This window comes from Streptantibioticus ferralitis (assembly GCF_029223525.1).
In the GTDB taxonomy this organism is placed as follows: Bacteria; Actinomycetota; Actinomycetes; order Streptomycetales; family Streptomycetaceae; genus Streptantibioticus_A; species Streptantibioticus_A ferralitis.
This window is the reverse complement of sequence record NZ_JARHTQ010000001.1, coordinates 53,303-66,632: the sequence shown is the minus strand read 5'-3', so window position 1 is coordinate 66,632 and position 13,330 is coordinate 53,303. Positions and strand designations below refer to the sequence as shown.

The 13,330-nt window shown below is 69.3% G+C and carries 14 protein-coding genes and 3 tRNA genes; 13 read left to right on the top strand and 4 right to left on the bottom strand.

The window, feature by feature from the left end; all coding sequences use genetic code 11:
• Nucleotides 1–404 precede the first annotated feature (404 nt).
• The 6 genes from P2L57_RS00345 to P2L57_RS00320 all read left to right on the top strand — a co-directional run bounded on the left by P2L57_RS00345 (nucleotide 405) and on the right by P2L57_RS00320 (nucleotide 3,875).
• Complete coding sequence (locus P2L57_RS00345) at nucleotides 405–590, top strand: hypothetical protein (RefSeq protein ID WP_275806339.1); 186 nt, start codon at nucleotides 405–407, stop codon at nucleotides 588–590.
• Nucleotides 591–687: 97 nt separating this feature from the next.
• Nucleotides 688–1,506 (top strand): fumarylacetoacetate hydrolase family protein, encoded by an 819-nt coding sequence (locus P2L57_RS00340; RefSeq protein WP_275806336.1) that lies wholly within the window; start codon nucleotides 688–690, stop codon nucleotides 1,504–1,506.
• Nucleotides 1,499–2,977: a glutamate--tRNA ligase gene (gltX, locus tag P2L57_RS00335; RefSeq protein WP_275806334.1), complete on the top strand. Its 1,479-nt coding sequence runs from the start codon at nucleotides 1,499–1,501 to the stop codon at nucleotides 2,975–2,977. The genes P2L57_RS00340 and gltX overlap by 8 nt, the downstream gene beginning before the upstream one ends.
• A 572-nt stretch (nucleotides 2,978–3,549) precedes the next feature.
• Nucleotides 3,550–3,621 (top strand) — tRNA-Gln (locus P2L57_RS00330).
• A 22-nt stretch (nucleotides 3,622–3,643) separates the two neighbouring features.
• Nucleotides 3,644–3,716, top strand: a tRNA-Glu gene (locus P2L57_RS00325).
• Between the two features lie 86 nt (nucleotides 3,717–3,802).
• Nucleotides 3,803–3,875, top strand: a tRNA-Glu gene (locus P2L57_RS00320).
• A gap of 247 nt (nucleotides 3,876–4,122) precedes the next feature.
• On the opposite strand, the gene ndgR is transcribed toward P2L57_RS00320, so the two are convergent.
• Nucleotides 4,123–4,839, bottom strand: a complete 717-nt coding sequence (gene ndgR / locus P2L57_RS00315) for an IclR family transcriptional regulator NdgR (RefSeq protein ID WP_275806332.1) — start codon at nucleotides 4,837–4,839, stop codon at nucleotides 4,123–4,125.
• Between the two features lie 187 nt (nucleotides 4,840–5,026).
• On the opposite strand from ndgR, the gene leuC reads away from it, so the two are divergent.
• The 4 genes from leuC to P2L57_RS00295 all read left to right on the top strand — a co-directional run bounded on the left by leuC (nucleotide 5,027) and on the right by P2L57_RS00295 (nucleotide 8,190).
• Nucleotides 5,027–6,451: a 3-isopropylmalate dehydratase large subunit gene (gene leuC, locus P2L57_RS00310; RefSeq protein WP_275806330.1), complete on the top strand. Its 1,425-nt coding sequence runs from the start codon at nucleotides 5,027–5,029 to the stop codon at nucleotides 6,449–6,451.
• 6 nt (nucleotides 6,452–6,457) lie between these two features.
• Nucleotides 6,458–7,051 (top strand): 3-isopropylmalate dehydratase small subunit, encoded by a 594-nt coding sequence (gene leuD / locus P2L57_RS00305; protein WP_275806328.1) that lies wholly within the window; start codon nucleotides 6,458–6,460, stop codon nucleotides 7,049–7,051.
• A 159-nt stretch (nucleotides 7,052–7,210) separates the two neighbouring features.
• Nucleotides 7,211–7,444 carry an SCO5555 family protein gene (locus tag P2L57_RS00300; protein WP_275806326.1) on the top strand — a complete coding sequence of 78 codons (234 nt, stop codon included), beginning with the start codon at nucleotides 7,211–7,213 and terminating at the stop codon, nucleotides 7,442–7,444.
• 137 nt (nucleotides 7,445–7,581) lie between these two features.
• Complete coding sequence (locus P2L57_RS00295) at nucleotides 7,582–8,190, top strand: HU family DNA-binding protein (RefSeq protein ID WP_275806324.1); 609 nt, start codon at nucleotides 7,582–7,584, stop codon at nucleotides 8,188–8,190.
• A gap of 93 nt (nucleotides 8,191–8,283) precedes the next feature.
• On the opposite strand, the gene P2L57_RS00290 is transcribed toward P2L57_RS00295, so the two are convergent.
• Entirely contained in the window at nucleotides 8,284–8,502 is a 219-nt protein-coding gene (locus P2L57_RS00290; RefSeq protein ID WP_275806322.1) for a hypothetical protein, read from the bottom strand.
• A gap of 383 nt (nucleotides 8,503–8,885) precedes the next feature.
• On the bottom strand, nucleotides 8,886–9,527 hold the full coding sequence (gene cofC / locus P2L57_RS00285; protein ID WP_275806320.1) for a 2-phospho-L-lactate guanylyltransferase: 642 nt from the start codon (nucleotides 9,525–9,527) through the stop codon (nucleotides 8,886–8,888).
• A gap of 198 nt (nucleotides 9,528–9,725) precedes the next feature.
• On the opposite strand from cofC, the gene P2L57_RS00280 reads away from it, so the two are divergent.
• From P2L57_RS00280 to P2L57_RS00270, 3 genes are read left to right on the top strand one after another with little or no spacing between them, the layout of a single operon-like run.
• Nucleotides 9,726–10,544, top strand: coding sequence for a lysophospholipid acyltransferase family protein (locus tag P2L57_RS00280; RefSeq protein ID WP_275806318.1), 819 nt, complete (start codon nucleotides 9,726–9,728; stop codon nucleotides 10,542–10,544).
• Nucleotides 10,545–11,549 (top strand): NAD(P)H-dependent glycerol-3-phosphate dehydrogenase, encoded by a 1,005-nt coding sequence (locus P2L57_RS00275; RefSeq protein ID WP_275806316.1) that lies wholly within the window; start codon nucleotides 10,545–10,547, stop codon nucleotides 11,547–11,549. It abuts the gene before it with no gap.
• A 34-nt stretch (nucleotides 11,550–11,583) separates the two neighbouring features.
• The gene (locus P2L57_RS00270; RefSeq protein ID WP_372515557.1) at nucleotides 11,584–12,741 is read left to right on the top strand and encodes a D-alanine--D-alanine ligase family protein; all 1,158 of its coding nucleotides are present in this window, start codon (nucleotides 11,584–11,586) and stop codon (nucleotides 12,739–12,741) included.
• Between the two features lie 38 nt (nucleotides 12,742–12,779).
• Here P2L57_RS00270 and P2L57_RS00265 read toward each other — a convergent pair whose 3' ends face one another.
• On the bottom strand, nucleotides 12,780–13,316 hold the full coding sequence (locus P2L57_RS00265) for a DUF3515 domain-containing protein (RefSeq protein ID WP_275806314.1): 537 nt from the start codon (nucleotides 13,314–13,316) through the stop codon (nucleotides 12,780–12,782).
• Nucleotides 13,317–13,330: the final 14 nt, after the last annotated feature.

Here is a 13,330-nt window from a genome sequence, read left to right as displayed (position 1 = left end):
CGGCGGTCCGTGGAATTCCAGCACAGGCGGAGAAGTCCAACAAGGTGCGCAGCCGACCTGTGACAACGGTTACGCACCGCAGACAACAGATCACCGCGAGTCGAGGACCATGTCGGCGATAACGGACTTTTACCCGCGAGCCCGGTACGTGGCCGTGCTGACCCGGTAACGCCGTTCGGCGGAGATAAGGGGTGATCGGTCCTCAATGCCGGTTTCTGGTCGCGGAATTGGCCAGGCGATTTGCGTAAATTGCCGGGCTGTTCGTGAGCAAAATCACACGATGATCGTTGTCCGGGTCACGGATTCGCGGGAATGCGCACGCATAGCCTGAGCCTTTACACAAGGTGGAAGTTCGACAAACGCCGCCGCACGGCGGCCCAACTGCAAAAGGTCTGGACCGAAAAGTGAAGACGACGATGCTGATGCGTCCGATAGCCAACCCGCGTCGCACCACGCTCGCCCATCTGAAGGACGCCGACGAGCTGATCCCGGCAGCCGTCGCCGAGGAGCCCGCGGCCGAGGCCCGCGACCTCCCCCAGCAGACCGCGAACCCCCGCCGCACGGTCCTGGACACCCTGCCCACCGCCTGACGGGCCACGCGCGCCCGGGAGGAAATGGCGGAGGGTGCTCTGCCGCCCCGCGATAGCCTGGAGCGTCAGTCTCCAACCTGTGAAGGGCGCAGCTTCCGTGCGCATCGCCAGATTCTCCATCGACGGCAATGTCGCCTTCGGCGCGGTGGAAGGGCCGGTGTCCTCAGGGGGGACACCCCCTGGGACCCAGCCGGACGACCAGCTCTCGATCAACATCATCAAGGGCATCCCGTTCGCCGAGTTCGAACTCAGCGGCACCAAGGTCCCGCTGAGCAAGGTCCGGTTGCTGCCCCCGGTGCTGCCCAGCAAGGTCGTCGCGTTCGGGCGCAACTACGCCGAGCACGCGGCCGAGCTGGGCAATGAGGTGCCGGACGCGCCGTTCGCCTTCTTCAAGCCGTCGACCTCCGTCATCGGCACCGGCGACCCGGTCCCGTACCCCACCTTCTCCGCCGAGCTGCACCACGAGGCGGAACTCGCCGTGGTCATCGGACGGATGTGCCGGGAGGTGCCGCGGGAGCGGGTGGCCGAGGTGATCCTCGGCTACACCTGCGCCAACGACCTCACCGCGCGTGATGTGCAGCGCACGGAGAAGCAGTGGGCCCGCGCCAAGGGCTTCGACGCCTCCTGCCCGCTCGGGCCGTGGGTGGAGACGGACATGGATCTGGAGACCGCGGCCGACCTGGCGATCACCTGCACGGTCAACGGCGAACTGCGACAAGCGGGCCGCACCAGCGAGATGACACACAAGATCGAGGATCTGATCGTCAACATCACCGAGGCGATGACCCTGCTCCCCGGCGACGTCATCCTGACCGGCACCCCGGCGGGGGTCGGCCCCCTCAACGTCGGCGACGAGGTCGCCGTCTCCATCGAAGGCATCGGAACTCTCACCAACAAGGTGATCAAGCGTGGCTAGCGCACCCGTACGCGTACGTTTCTGTCCCTCCCCGACCGGCAACCCCCATGTGGGCCTGGTCCGCACCGCCCTGTTCAACTGGGCCTTCGCCCGGCACCACAAGGGCACCCTGGTCTTCCGTATCGAGGACACCGACGCGGCCCGCGACTCCGAGGAGTCGTACAACCAACTGCTCGACGCGATGCGCTGGCTCGGCTTCGACTGGGATGAGGGCCCCGAGGTGGGCGGCCCGCACGCGCCGTACCGGCAGTCACAGCGGATGGACATCTACGCGGACGTGGCGCGCAAGCTGCAGGAGGCGGGCCACGCCTACCGCTGCTACTGCACCACCGAGGAGCTGGAGGCCCGCCGTGAGGCGGCCCGCGCCGCGGGCAAGCCGTCCGGCTACGACGGCAAGTGCCGGGAGCTGTCCGCTGAGCAGATCGCGGCGTACGAGGCCGAGGGCCGCACCCCGATCGTGCGCTTCCGGATGCCCGACCAGCCGATCACCTTCACCGACCTGGTGCGCGGCGAGCTGACCTTCAGCCCGGAGAACGTGACGGACTACGGCATCCTCCGGGCCAACGGCGCCCCGCTCTACACCCTGGTCAACCCGGTCGACGACGCGCTGATGGAGATCACGCACGTGCTGCGCGGCGAGGACCTGCTCTCCTCCACCCCGCGCCAGATCGCGCTGTACGCGGCGCTCGCCGACATCGGCGTCGGCAACGGCAGCACGCCGCAGTTCGGCCATCTGCCGTACGTCATGGGTGAGGGCAACAAGAAGCTGTCCAAGCGCGACCCGCAGTCCTCACTCAACCTGTACCGGGAGCGCGGCTTCCTGCCCGAGGGGCTGCTCAACTACCTCTCGCTGCTGGGCTGGTCGCTCGCCGAGGACCGCGACATCTTCACCATGGAGGAGATGGTCGCCGCCTTCGACATCAAGGACGTCAACGCCAACCCGGCGCGCTTCGACCTGAAGAAGTGCGAGCACATCAACGCGGAGCACCTGCGCCGACTCGATGTGAAGGACTTCATCGAGGCCTGCGGCCCGTGGCTGAAGCCCCCGCACGCGCCCTGGCGCCCGGAGGCGTTCGACCAGGCGGCCTTCGAGGCCATCGCCCCGCACGCGCAGACCCGGCTCACGGTGCTGTCCGACATCACGGCCAACGTCGACTTCCTCTTCCTCGACGAGCCGGTGGAGGACGAGGCGTCCTGGCAGAAGGCGATGAAGGAGGGCTCGGACGCGCTGCTGCGCACCGCACGCGCCAAGCTCGCGGACGTCGCCGAGTGGCAGGCCGACGCGCTGAAGGAGGCCGTGCTGGCCGCCGGCGAGGAGCACGGCCTGAAGCTCGGCAAGGCCCAGGCCCCGGTCCGGGTGGCGATCACCGGCCGTACGGTCGGCCTGCCGCTGTTCGAGTCCCTTGAGGTACTCGGGCGCGAGCGGACCCTGGCGCGCATCGACGCCGCGCTGGCGAAGCTGACGGACTGACGCGCCCGCACAACAGAGGGGGCGGCGGCCATGGTGGCCGCCGCCCCCTTTCCCATGCGTTTTTCTCATGCTTTCCAACGGCGCTGCTGGGTTTGCGTAGTTCGTACGCGGCGACGGCCAGGCCTCCGGCACGCCGGCCAGTCACCCGTCCCACAGGGGGAGTTCGCGGCGCGCCGCACCTCGACCGGACGCGGCGTCCGACCACGGCCGCACGCTGGTCCGCGGCTGGCGGGCATCGAGGCCACGGACACCTCGTCGTGACCGTGTGCCGCGGGAGGGTCCTGGCGGGCCCGTCCGGGCCGTCTGGCCGCGCCTGCGGCGGGCGGGAGGAGGCAGCCTCCCGCCGGGCGGTCACGGAGTGTTCAGGCGCCTGTGAGGGATGGCCTGGTGGTGGGCACTGGGGGGTAAGGCGGCGGTCACGCACCGTACACGGTCGGTGGTCCGGCTATTCGATTTTGGCGCCACGGCAGGCATCCGGTAATGTTCTTTCTGCGCCGCCCGGGCGGGCCGAAAAAGGCCGGACCGGAGGGCGTAAGCGCCAAACAAGGCCTCCACCGGGGGGTTGAGTTCGGTGGGGTATGGTGTAATTGGCAGCACGACTGATTCTGGTTCAGTTAGTCTAGGTTCGAGTCCTGGTACCCCAGCTGATCGACGTAATTCGATCAAGCCCCCGTTGTGTAGCGGCCTAGCACGCTGCCCTCTCAAGGCAGTAGCGCCGGTTCGAATCCGGTCGGGGGTACAGATCCTGACACCGTCACCATCCGGGTCGCACCCGGAGGCGATGCTGTGAACAACGCGGTTGGCGCCGTGTGAAGGATCGCTAGGGCCCCCGTTGTGTAGCGGCCTAGCACGCCGCCCTCTCAAGGCGGTAGCGCCGGTTCGAATCCGGTCGGGGGTACGGTAAGGCCTCCTGCTCAGCAGGAGGCCTTTTGCGTTGTGGCGGTACGGCTGCTGTGAAGGCTCGGCACTCAAGTGCCCGGCGCTGTACGGGGCTTCTCCGGGCGGGCCCCTGATGCCGAGCAGGCCGGGCATCGTTGGGGGATTGGGGGCTCGCCCCCAATGATCTTCAATCCGCCGCGACGCCGAGCAACCTTCCGGCGGAGCCCGGCGGCGCCGAATCCCCCGAAGCCCCCGAAGACCAGGCGTCAGCCGTTCCGGCGCAGGGCCTCGCTGAGGCGGGCCGCCGCGTCGACCACCGCCTGGGCGTGCATACGGCCCGGGTGGCGGGTGAGGCGCTCGATCGGGCCGGAGACCGATACCGCGGCGACCACGCGGTTGGACGGCCCGCGTACCGGCGCGGAGACGGACGCCACACCCGGCTCGCGCTCACCGATGGACTGGGCCCAGCCGCGCCGCCGTACGCCGGACAGCGCGGTGGCGGTGAAGCGGGCGCCCTGCAGACCGCGGTGCAGCCGCTCCGGCTCCTCCCAGGCCAGCAGGACCTGGGCGGCCGATCCGGCCTTCATCGGCAGCGTGGAGCCGACCGGCACCGTGTCCCGCAGTCCGGACAGCCGCTCGGCCGCGGCCACGCAGATCCGCATGTCGCCCTGGCGCCGGTAGAGCTGCGCGCTCTCGCCGGTCACATCCCGTAGATGGGTGAGTACGGGGCCGGCGGTGGCGAGCAGCCGGTCCTCGCCCGCGGCGGCGGACAGTTCCGACAGCCGTGGTCCCAGGATGAAGCGGCCCTGCATGTCGCGGGCGACCATGCGGTGGTGTTCCAGCGCGACCGCGAGCCGGTGTGCGGTGGGGCGGGCGAGGCCGGTGGAGGCGACCAGTCCGGCCAGGGTGGCCGGTCCGGACTCCAGCGCGCTGAGCACCAGAGCTGCCTTGTCGAGAACGCCGACGCCGCTAGAGTTGTCCATGAAACGATACTTACGTCTCACAGTGTGAAACGCAAGTTCAATTTTCCGAGGAAGCCGTCACGCTGGAAGGCAACGCCGGATCGGCGTTCGGCATCGCGGTGTGCCGCACACCCCCCGCGTACCAGCGGCCGGACGCCGCGGCACTCGGACGAGCAGGTCGGTGCAGACGCCGACCGGAGGGAAAGCGATGGGACGGACACTCGCGGAGAAGGTCTGGGACGACCATGTCGTTCGGCGCGCCGAGGGCGAGCCTGACCTCCTCTTCATCGATCTGCACCTGCTGCACGAGGTGACCAGCCCGCAGGCCTTCGACGGGCTTCGCCTCAGCGGCCGCACCGTGCGCCGCACGGACCTGACCATCGCGACCGAGGATCACAACACCCCGACCCTCGACATCGACAAGCCGATCGCCGACCCGGTCTCGCGTACCCAGCTGGAGACGCTGCGTAAGAACTGCGCCGAGTTCGGGGTGCGGCTGCATCCGCTCGGGGACGTCGAGCAGGGCGTGGTCCACGTCGTGGGCCCGCAGCTGGGACTGACCCAGCCGGGCACCACTGTGGTCTGCGGTGACAGCCACACCTCCACGCACGGCGCGTTCGGCGCGCTGGCCTTCGGCATCGGCACCAGCCAGGTCGAGCACGTACTGGCCACCCAGACGCTGCCGATGCCGAAGTTCAAGACCATGGCGATCACCGTCGAGGGCGAACTGCCCGACGGTGTCACCGCCAAGGACCTGATCCTGGCGATCATCGCGAAGATCGGCACCGGCGGCGGCCAGGGCTATGTGATCGAGTACCGCGGCTCCGCCATCGAGAAGCTGTCGATGGAAGCCCGGATGACCGTGTGCAACATGTCGATCGAGGCGGGCGCCCGCGCCGGAATGATCGCGCCCGACGAGACCACGTTCGCCTACCTCAAGGGCCGTCCGCACGCCCCCGAGGGCGAGGACTGGGACGCGGCGGTGGCTTACTGGAAGACGCTGCGCACCGATGACGACGCGGTCTTCGACCACGAGGTCTACATCGACGCCGCGCGGCTGGCGCCGTTCGTCACCTGGGGCACCAACCCGGGCCAGGGCGCGCCGCTGTCGGCCGCGGTGCCGGACCCGGCGTCGTTCGCCGACCCGAGCGAGCGGCTGGCCGCCGAGAAGGCGCTGGAGTACATGGGCCTGCGGCCCGACCAGCCGCTGCGCGACATCGCCGTGGACACCGTCTTCGTCGGCTCGTGCACCAACGGCCGTATCGAGGACCTGCGGTCGGCCGCGTCCGTGCTGGAGGGCCGCAAGGTCGCCGACGGGCTGCGGATGCTGGTGGTACCCGGTTCGGTACGGGTCGCCCTGCAGGCCGTGGAGGAGGGCCTGGACAAGGTGTTCACCGCCGCGGGAGCCGAATGGCGGCACGCGGGTTGCTCGATGTGCCTGGGTATGAATCCCGACCAACTCGCCCCCGGGGAGCGGTCGGCGTCCACCTCGAACCGCAACTTCGAGGGACGGCAGGGCAAGGGCGGCCGCACCCATCTGGTCTCTCCCCAGGTCGCCGCCGCCACGGCGGTACTGGGCCACCTCGCCTCGCCCGCCGATCTGTCCGACGTCCGTACCCCCGTGGAGGCCTGAGCGGTCATGGAAGCTTTCACCACACACACCGGCCGGGCTGTGCCGCTGCGCCGCAGCAATGTCGACACCGACCAGATCATTCCCGCGCACTGGCTGAAGAAGGTCACCCGCAACGGTTTCGAGGACGGCTTGTTCGAGGCCTGGCGCAAGGACCAGGACTTCGTTCTCAACCAGCCCGAACGGCATGGTGCCACCGTCCTGGTCGCAGGTCCCGACTTCGGTACCGGCTCGTCCCGCGAGCACGCCGTGTGGGCCTTGCAGAACTACGGCTTCAAAACCGTGCTCTCCTCCCGCTTCGCGGACATCTTCCGTGGCAACTCGCTGAAGAACGGTCTGCTCACGGTTGTTGTGCCGCAGGACGTCATCGAACGGCTGTGGAAGCTGACGGAGAGCGACCCGGCCGCCGAGATCACCGTCGACCTGGTGGCCCGCGAGGTACGCGCGGAAGGCCTAACGCAGTCCTTCGAGTTGGACGACAACGCACGGTGGCGGTTGCTCGAAGGCCTGGACGACATCAGCCTGACGCTGCGCCATGAAGCCGACATCGCCGAGTACGAGTCGAGTCGGCCCGCCTACAAGCCCCGTACGGTGGAAGTCTGACCTCCCGCTTTCCCAGTACAACACGTACTATCCGCAACGCGCTCCTGGCCCACGAGGCTGGGGGCGCGTTCGGCGTGTGGGGCGCGGTGGACGCGTGTGGCGTACGGCGAGTTGACCCCTGCGGAGGTGACAACTCGCCTCAGATGGCACAATTGGCACATGGACCGCGATGACCAACTCAAGCTCTACGGGGTCGTTGCGGCACGCCTGAAGGTGGCGCATGCCCGAGTGCGGGCACTGCAAGTCCCCGACGACGTACGGGTGGCGATGACCCGCAAGCTGCTCGTCATCACCGCCGCCGCCAAGCACGACGTGGTTGGCGCACAGCAGCGGTTGGAGCGCTTCATGCGGGACTTAGACGAGGGGCGGTTCCCCGATCCCGGAACTCAGTGAGAGCCGAGTTCGTTGCGGCACAAGGGTGATTCGCCCGTTTCGTATTTGATTTGCGGTATATATCTGCCTAACGTGCGAAAAAGCTTGATCTGCTTGGACACGGTTTTCGTTCCAGCAAAGTTTCCGAAGGGGAAGACGTGAACAAGGCGCAGCTCGTAGAAGCGATTGCCGACAAGGTCGGCGGGCGGCAGCAGGCGGCGGAAGCGGTCGACGCCGTTCTCGATGCGATCGTCCGGGCCGTTGTCAGCGGCGACCGGGTCTCGGTCACCGGTTTCGGCTCGTTCGAGAAGGTGGACCGGCCCGCGCGTTACGCCCGTAACCCGCAGACCGGCGAGCGCGTCCGGGTCAAGAAGACCTCCGTGCCGCGCTTCCGGGCGGGTCAGGGCTTCAAGGACCTGGTCAGCGGCACCAAGAAGCTGCCGAGGGGCGGCGAGGTCGCGGTGAAGAAGGCGCCCAAGGGCAGCCTCACCGGCGGCGTTACGGTCAAGAAGGCGGTAGCGAAGAAGGCCGCGGCGAAGAAGGCGGCGGCCAAGAAGGTCACCGCCAAGAAGGCCGCAGTGAAGAAGACGGTCGCCAAGAAGGCCGCCGCCAAGAAGACGACGGCAAAGAAGGCCGCCGCCAAGAAGACGACGGCGAAGAAGGCCACCGCCAAGAAGGCCGCGGCGAAGAAGGCCACCGCCAAGAAGGCTCCGGCCAAGAAGGCCACCACACGCAAGACCACCGCCAAGCGGACCGCGAGCAGGTAGCCGGACCACCCGCAGCGAGCGGAACAGTCCCCTCAGGCCGCAACGGGCCGGGCCCCCGGACGGGAGCCCGGCCCGCGCCGTGTCGCCGGTGGATCAGGCCCCGGGATCGTCGAACGTCTGCAGCGTCACAAAGACCACGCGGCGCGCCTCGCCCTCGCCCTCGACCCTGATGCGCACCCGCTGCCCGACCCGCAGCAGCCGCAGCCCTCCCGCGTCGAACGCCGCCGCGTCGAACGGCACTGGCGTGCCGTCGTCCAGCAGCACGCTGCCGCAGCGGGTCTCGGGGTCGAAGGTGTACGAAGTCGCCTGCATGGCTGGCAGCCTAGTCGGCTGCCAGCGGGGGGATCGCTTTCCGGGGTGCGGGTGCGGGTGCGGGTGCGGGTGCGGTTGGGGCCGCGTTGTGGGGCGGTTGGGCACCGCCGGGCCTTTGCGGGGGCCTGACCGTTCTGGTTGCGGTGCGTTCGGGACCGCCGGTCTCCATCGTCGGGGTTGCTCGCCGCGGCGGCGGTTCCTTGTTGGGGGGCAAGCCCCTAACACCCCCATTCGTCTGGGGCCGGGTCCACAATGCCCCCTCGCGGCTTCTGGGGGTTTGGGGCTTGCCCCGGAAGAAAACGCCGCGGCGGCGAGTGACCGCGATGGTGGGTACCGGCGGATTTGAAGCCGCCGCAAGCCGGTGGGGGATCCGCCGGAAGGGCCTACGCGCGAAGTGCGGTGACGGCTGTCGCCGTGCGTGGGCCCACGCCCAGTGCGATGGCCGCGCGTAGGTCGTCCGCGGTGTCCACGTCGCGCCGTACCGAGTCCACGCCGGGCAGGGTGATCTCCCGGGCGCCGGAAGCGCGGTGCCGGGCCCGGGAGGGGCCGCCGAAGGCCGGGGCCAGGGGGACGCCGCCGGACGCGGTGAGCAACGTGGTGCCGATGCCCGCCGCGTCCGCGAGGAACGCCCGCTCGGCCTCGGCGGCCGAACCGAGCACCGATTCCAGTTCCGCGGGGCGCAGCGCCGGAAGATCGGCGTTCAGCGCCGCGACCGCGGCGCCCGGCCGCTCGGACCGCACCGCGCGGGCGCCATGGGCCAGCGCCGCGTTCAGGCCCGCCGCCGGGGCGTCCGGCACGATCCGCGCACCAAGCGCCGACAGCTCGGTCGCGGCCAGCGGATCGTCGGTGACCACGCACACCCCCCGTACCACCGCACAGGCCAGCACGGCGGCCACGGTGTCCTGCGCGAACGCCAGGGCGAGTCCGGGCCGCAGATCGTCGCCCGCGGTGGCCGCCAGCCTGCTCTTGGCCAGGCCCAACGGTTTGAGCGGTATGACGAGATCCCACACCCTTTGGCTGCGCATCCGGTCATTCTCCCCGTGGGCGGTCGCGACGGCCTCGGCAACCCGCGTTACGGTGTCGGTACCGTCCCCGCCGCCACCGGCCGCGAACCCCTTACGGCGGGTGCTTCTCGACAGAGCGCGGGCCTGGGGCGAAACTTGTGCGGCTGTCCGAAAGCCCAGATGAAACCGAGGGCAGCGCCAATCGAGGAGGATGTCCTGGTGTCCCGCCGCAGAATCGGCTTCTGGTACCGCTTGGCCGCCGTCATCGCGAAACCATGGCTCATCGTGTTCTTCAAGCGGGACTGGCGCGGAATGGAGAACATTCCGACGGACGGCGGATTCATCACCGCGGTCAACCACAACTCGTACCTGGACCCGTTCTCGTACGCGCATTTCCAGTACAACACCGGACGCGTCCCACGCTTCCTGGCCAAGTACGCCCTCTTCAAGGCCCCGCTCGTCGGCGCGCTGCTGCGCCGCATCGGCCAGATCCCCGTCTACCGGGAGTCCACCGACGCGGCCAACGCCTTCCGGGCCGCCGTCGAGGCCATCAACTCCGGCGAGTGCGTGGCCTTCTACCCGGAGGGCACACTCACCCGCGATCCCGATCAGTGGCCGATGGCGGGCAAGACCGGCGCGGCCCGGGTCGCCCTGCTCACCAAGGCGCCGGTGATCCCGGTCGCGCAGTGGGGCGCCAATGAGGCGCTGCCGCCCTACGGCAAGCTGAAGCTGTTCCCGCGCAAGACGTTCAAGGTGCTGGCCGGACCGCCGGTCGACCTGTCCGCGTACTACGGGCTGGAGCCCACCGCGGAGAACCTGCGCGGCGCCACCGAAGCGATCATGGACGCGATCACCGAGCTGCTCGCCGAGCTACGTGGTGAGCCCGCGCCCACGGAGCGTTACGACCACCGCAGGTCGGCCCGCGCGAGGCAGACGGCTCGACGTGAGACGGTGACCGAGAGCGCCGGGAGCGCCGGGAGCGCCGACAATGCAGACGACGCGGACAACGCAGGGAACGCAGAAAAGAGTGGAGCGTAAGTGACGACGCGCTGCGCGGTGTACGGCACCGGATCCTGGGGCACGGCCTTCGCGATGATCCTCGCCGACGCCGGCTGCGAGGTGACCCTGTGGGGTCGCCGCGCCGCCCCCGTCGATGCCATCAACAGCACCGGCACCAATCCCGACTACCTGCCGGGCGTCGAACTGCCGCCCGGGGTACGGGCCACCACCGACCCGGCGGAGGCGGCGCGCGACGCGGAGTTCGTGATCCTCGCCGTACCGTCCCAGACGCTGCGCGCCAACCTCACCGAGTGGGCCCCCCTGCTGCCGCCCGACGCGGTCCTGGTCAGCCTGATGAAGGGCGTTGAACTCGGCACCGCCAAGCGGATGAGCGAGGTGATCGAGGAGGTGGCCAAGGCCGGTCCGGAGCGCGTCGCGGTGCTGTCAGGGCCCAACTTGGCCAAGGAGATCGCGGCCCGGCAGCCCGCCGCCTCGGTGGTCGCCTGTCGCGACGAGGCGGTCGCCCAGCGGCTGCAGGCGGCCTGTCACACCGCGTACTTCCGGCCCTACACCAACACCGACGTGGTCGGTTGCGAACTCGGCGGAGCCGTGAAGAATGTCATCGCGCTCGCGGTCGGCATCGCCGACGGCATGGGGCTCGGCGACAACGCCAAGGCGTCGTTGATCACCCGCGGACTGGCCGAAACCACGCGTCTCGGCTTGGCGATGGGCGCCGACGCGCACACCTTCGCGGGCCTCGCCGGTCTGGGTGACCTGGTCGCGACCTGCTCCTCGCCGCTCTCCCGGAACAACACCTTCGGCCGCAACCTCGGCCGCGGTATGACGCTGGAGGAGACGGTCGCGGTGACCAAGCAGACCGCGGAAGGCGTCAAATCCTGTGAATCCGTGCTGGATCTGGCCCGTCGACACGGTGTCGAGGTGCCGATCACCGAGACCGTGGTGGAGATCGTGCACGAGGGCAAACCGCCGCTCGTGGCGCTCAAGGAGCTGATGTCGCGGTCCGCCAAAGCCGAGCGTCGCTAGTCTGTCCGGAACCGAACGGTAGGGTCACAGCGACATGAGCAACATGCCTTCTCCCCACAGCACCGAGCAGCCGCCGCGTAAGCCGCGGGTTGCCGTCGTGTTCGGCGGCCGCAGCTCCGAGCACGCCATCTCCGTCCTCACCGCGGGCGCGGTACTGCGTGCCATCGACCGCGCGAAGTACGACGTCCTGCCCATCGGCATCACCACCGAAGGGCGTTGGGCGCTGACCGCCGACGACCCGGAGCGGATGGCCATCGCCAACCGCGCGCTGCCGAACGTCGAACAGCTAGCCGAGTCACCGGACGGCTCCGTCGTCCTCCCGGTGGATCCCGCCAACCGCGAGATCGTCTACACCGAACCGGGTGCGGTGCCCAAGGCGCTTGGCGAGGTCGACGTCGTCTTCCCGGTACTGCACGGCCCGTACGGCGAGGACGGCACCCTGCAGGGCCTGCTGGAGCTCTCCGGCGTCCCGTACGTCGGCGCGGGCGTGCTCGCCTCCGCCGTCGGCATGGACAAGGAGTACATGAAGCGGGTCTTCGCCTCCTTCGGGCTGCCGGTCGGCCCGTACGAGGTGATCCGGCCGCGCGAGTGGGAGCAGGACCCGGTCGCGGCCCGCCGGAAGGTGGTGGACTTCGCGGCCGAGCACGGCTGGCCGGTGTTCATCAAGCCGGCGCGGGCGGGTTCGTCGATGGGCATCAGCAAGGTCGACGAGATCTCCGGGCTCGACGCGGCGATGGCGGAAGCACGCCGTCACGACCCGAAGGTGATCGTCGAGGCGCTGCTGTCGGGGCGCGAGATCGAGTGCGGGGTGCTGGAGTTCGAGGACGGCCCGCGGGCCAGCGTCCCGGCCTGGATTCCGCCGGTCACCGCCCATGAGTTCTACGACTTCGAGGCCAAGTACATCGACTCCGCCGAGGGTGTTGTCCCCGCGCCGCTCACCGCCGAGGAGACCGCCGAGGTGCGGCGGCTGGCGGTCGCGGCGTTCGAGGCGGCGTCCTGCGAGGGTCTGGTGCGCGCGGACTTCTTCCTCACCGACAGCGGCCAGTTCGTGATCAACGAGATCAACACCATGCCGGGCTTCACGCCGATCTCGATGTACCCGCGGATGTGGCAGGAGAGCGGAGTGGGCTACCCGGAGCTGATCGACCGGCTGCTGCAGGCCGCGCTGCGCCGCTCGACGGGCCTGCGCTAAGTGCGCCGTACCGCCGGGGCATCGGTGGCGACCAGCCGTTAAAGCCCCGGCGGGTCCGACTTCTTGACGGCGTCGGCGAGATCGGTGAGCGCACTGATGTCACCGTACGGTCCGGTGTACTTCGCCGGGATTGTCACTTCCACGAACGCCTTGCGCAACGTGGTGGTGTTGCGCACGCTGCCGTCCGACTGCTTTTCCGGCAGCCAGTCCACGCCGTTGATCGACGCCGCCTCGGTGGTCGGGTTGTAATGTTCGCTGCCGGAGTTGAGGACATCGGGTGTGGGCACGCCGCAGCGCAGCACGATGGCGGGGTCGCCCCACGCGGCGGTGAAGTCCGACGCCGGGCTGGTGGGATGCCGGGCCAGCCCGTTGACCGTCTTCGGCAGCGCGTTGTGCAGCGCACGGCACACCGCTGCCTGGGCGGCCGAAGGGGTCGGCACCGCAACGATGTACGAGGCGTTGGACGAACAGCCCGTCGCCGCCAGTAGAACGGCGGCAACGGGCAGTGAGTCATAAAGGCGAGCCAGTCGGAACAACTTGGACAAACGGTGCGGCCGGCGGGTGGATGAGCTCACCGACCGAGCATAGG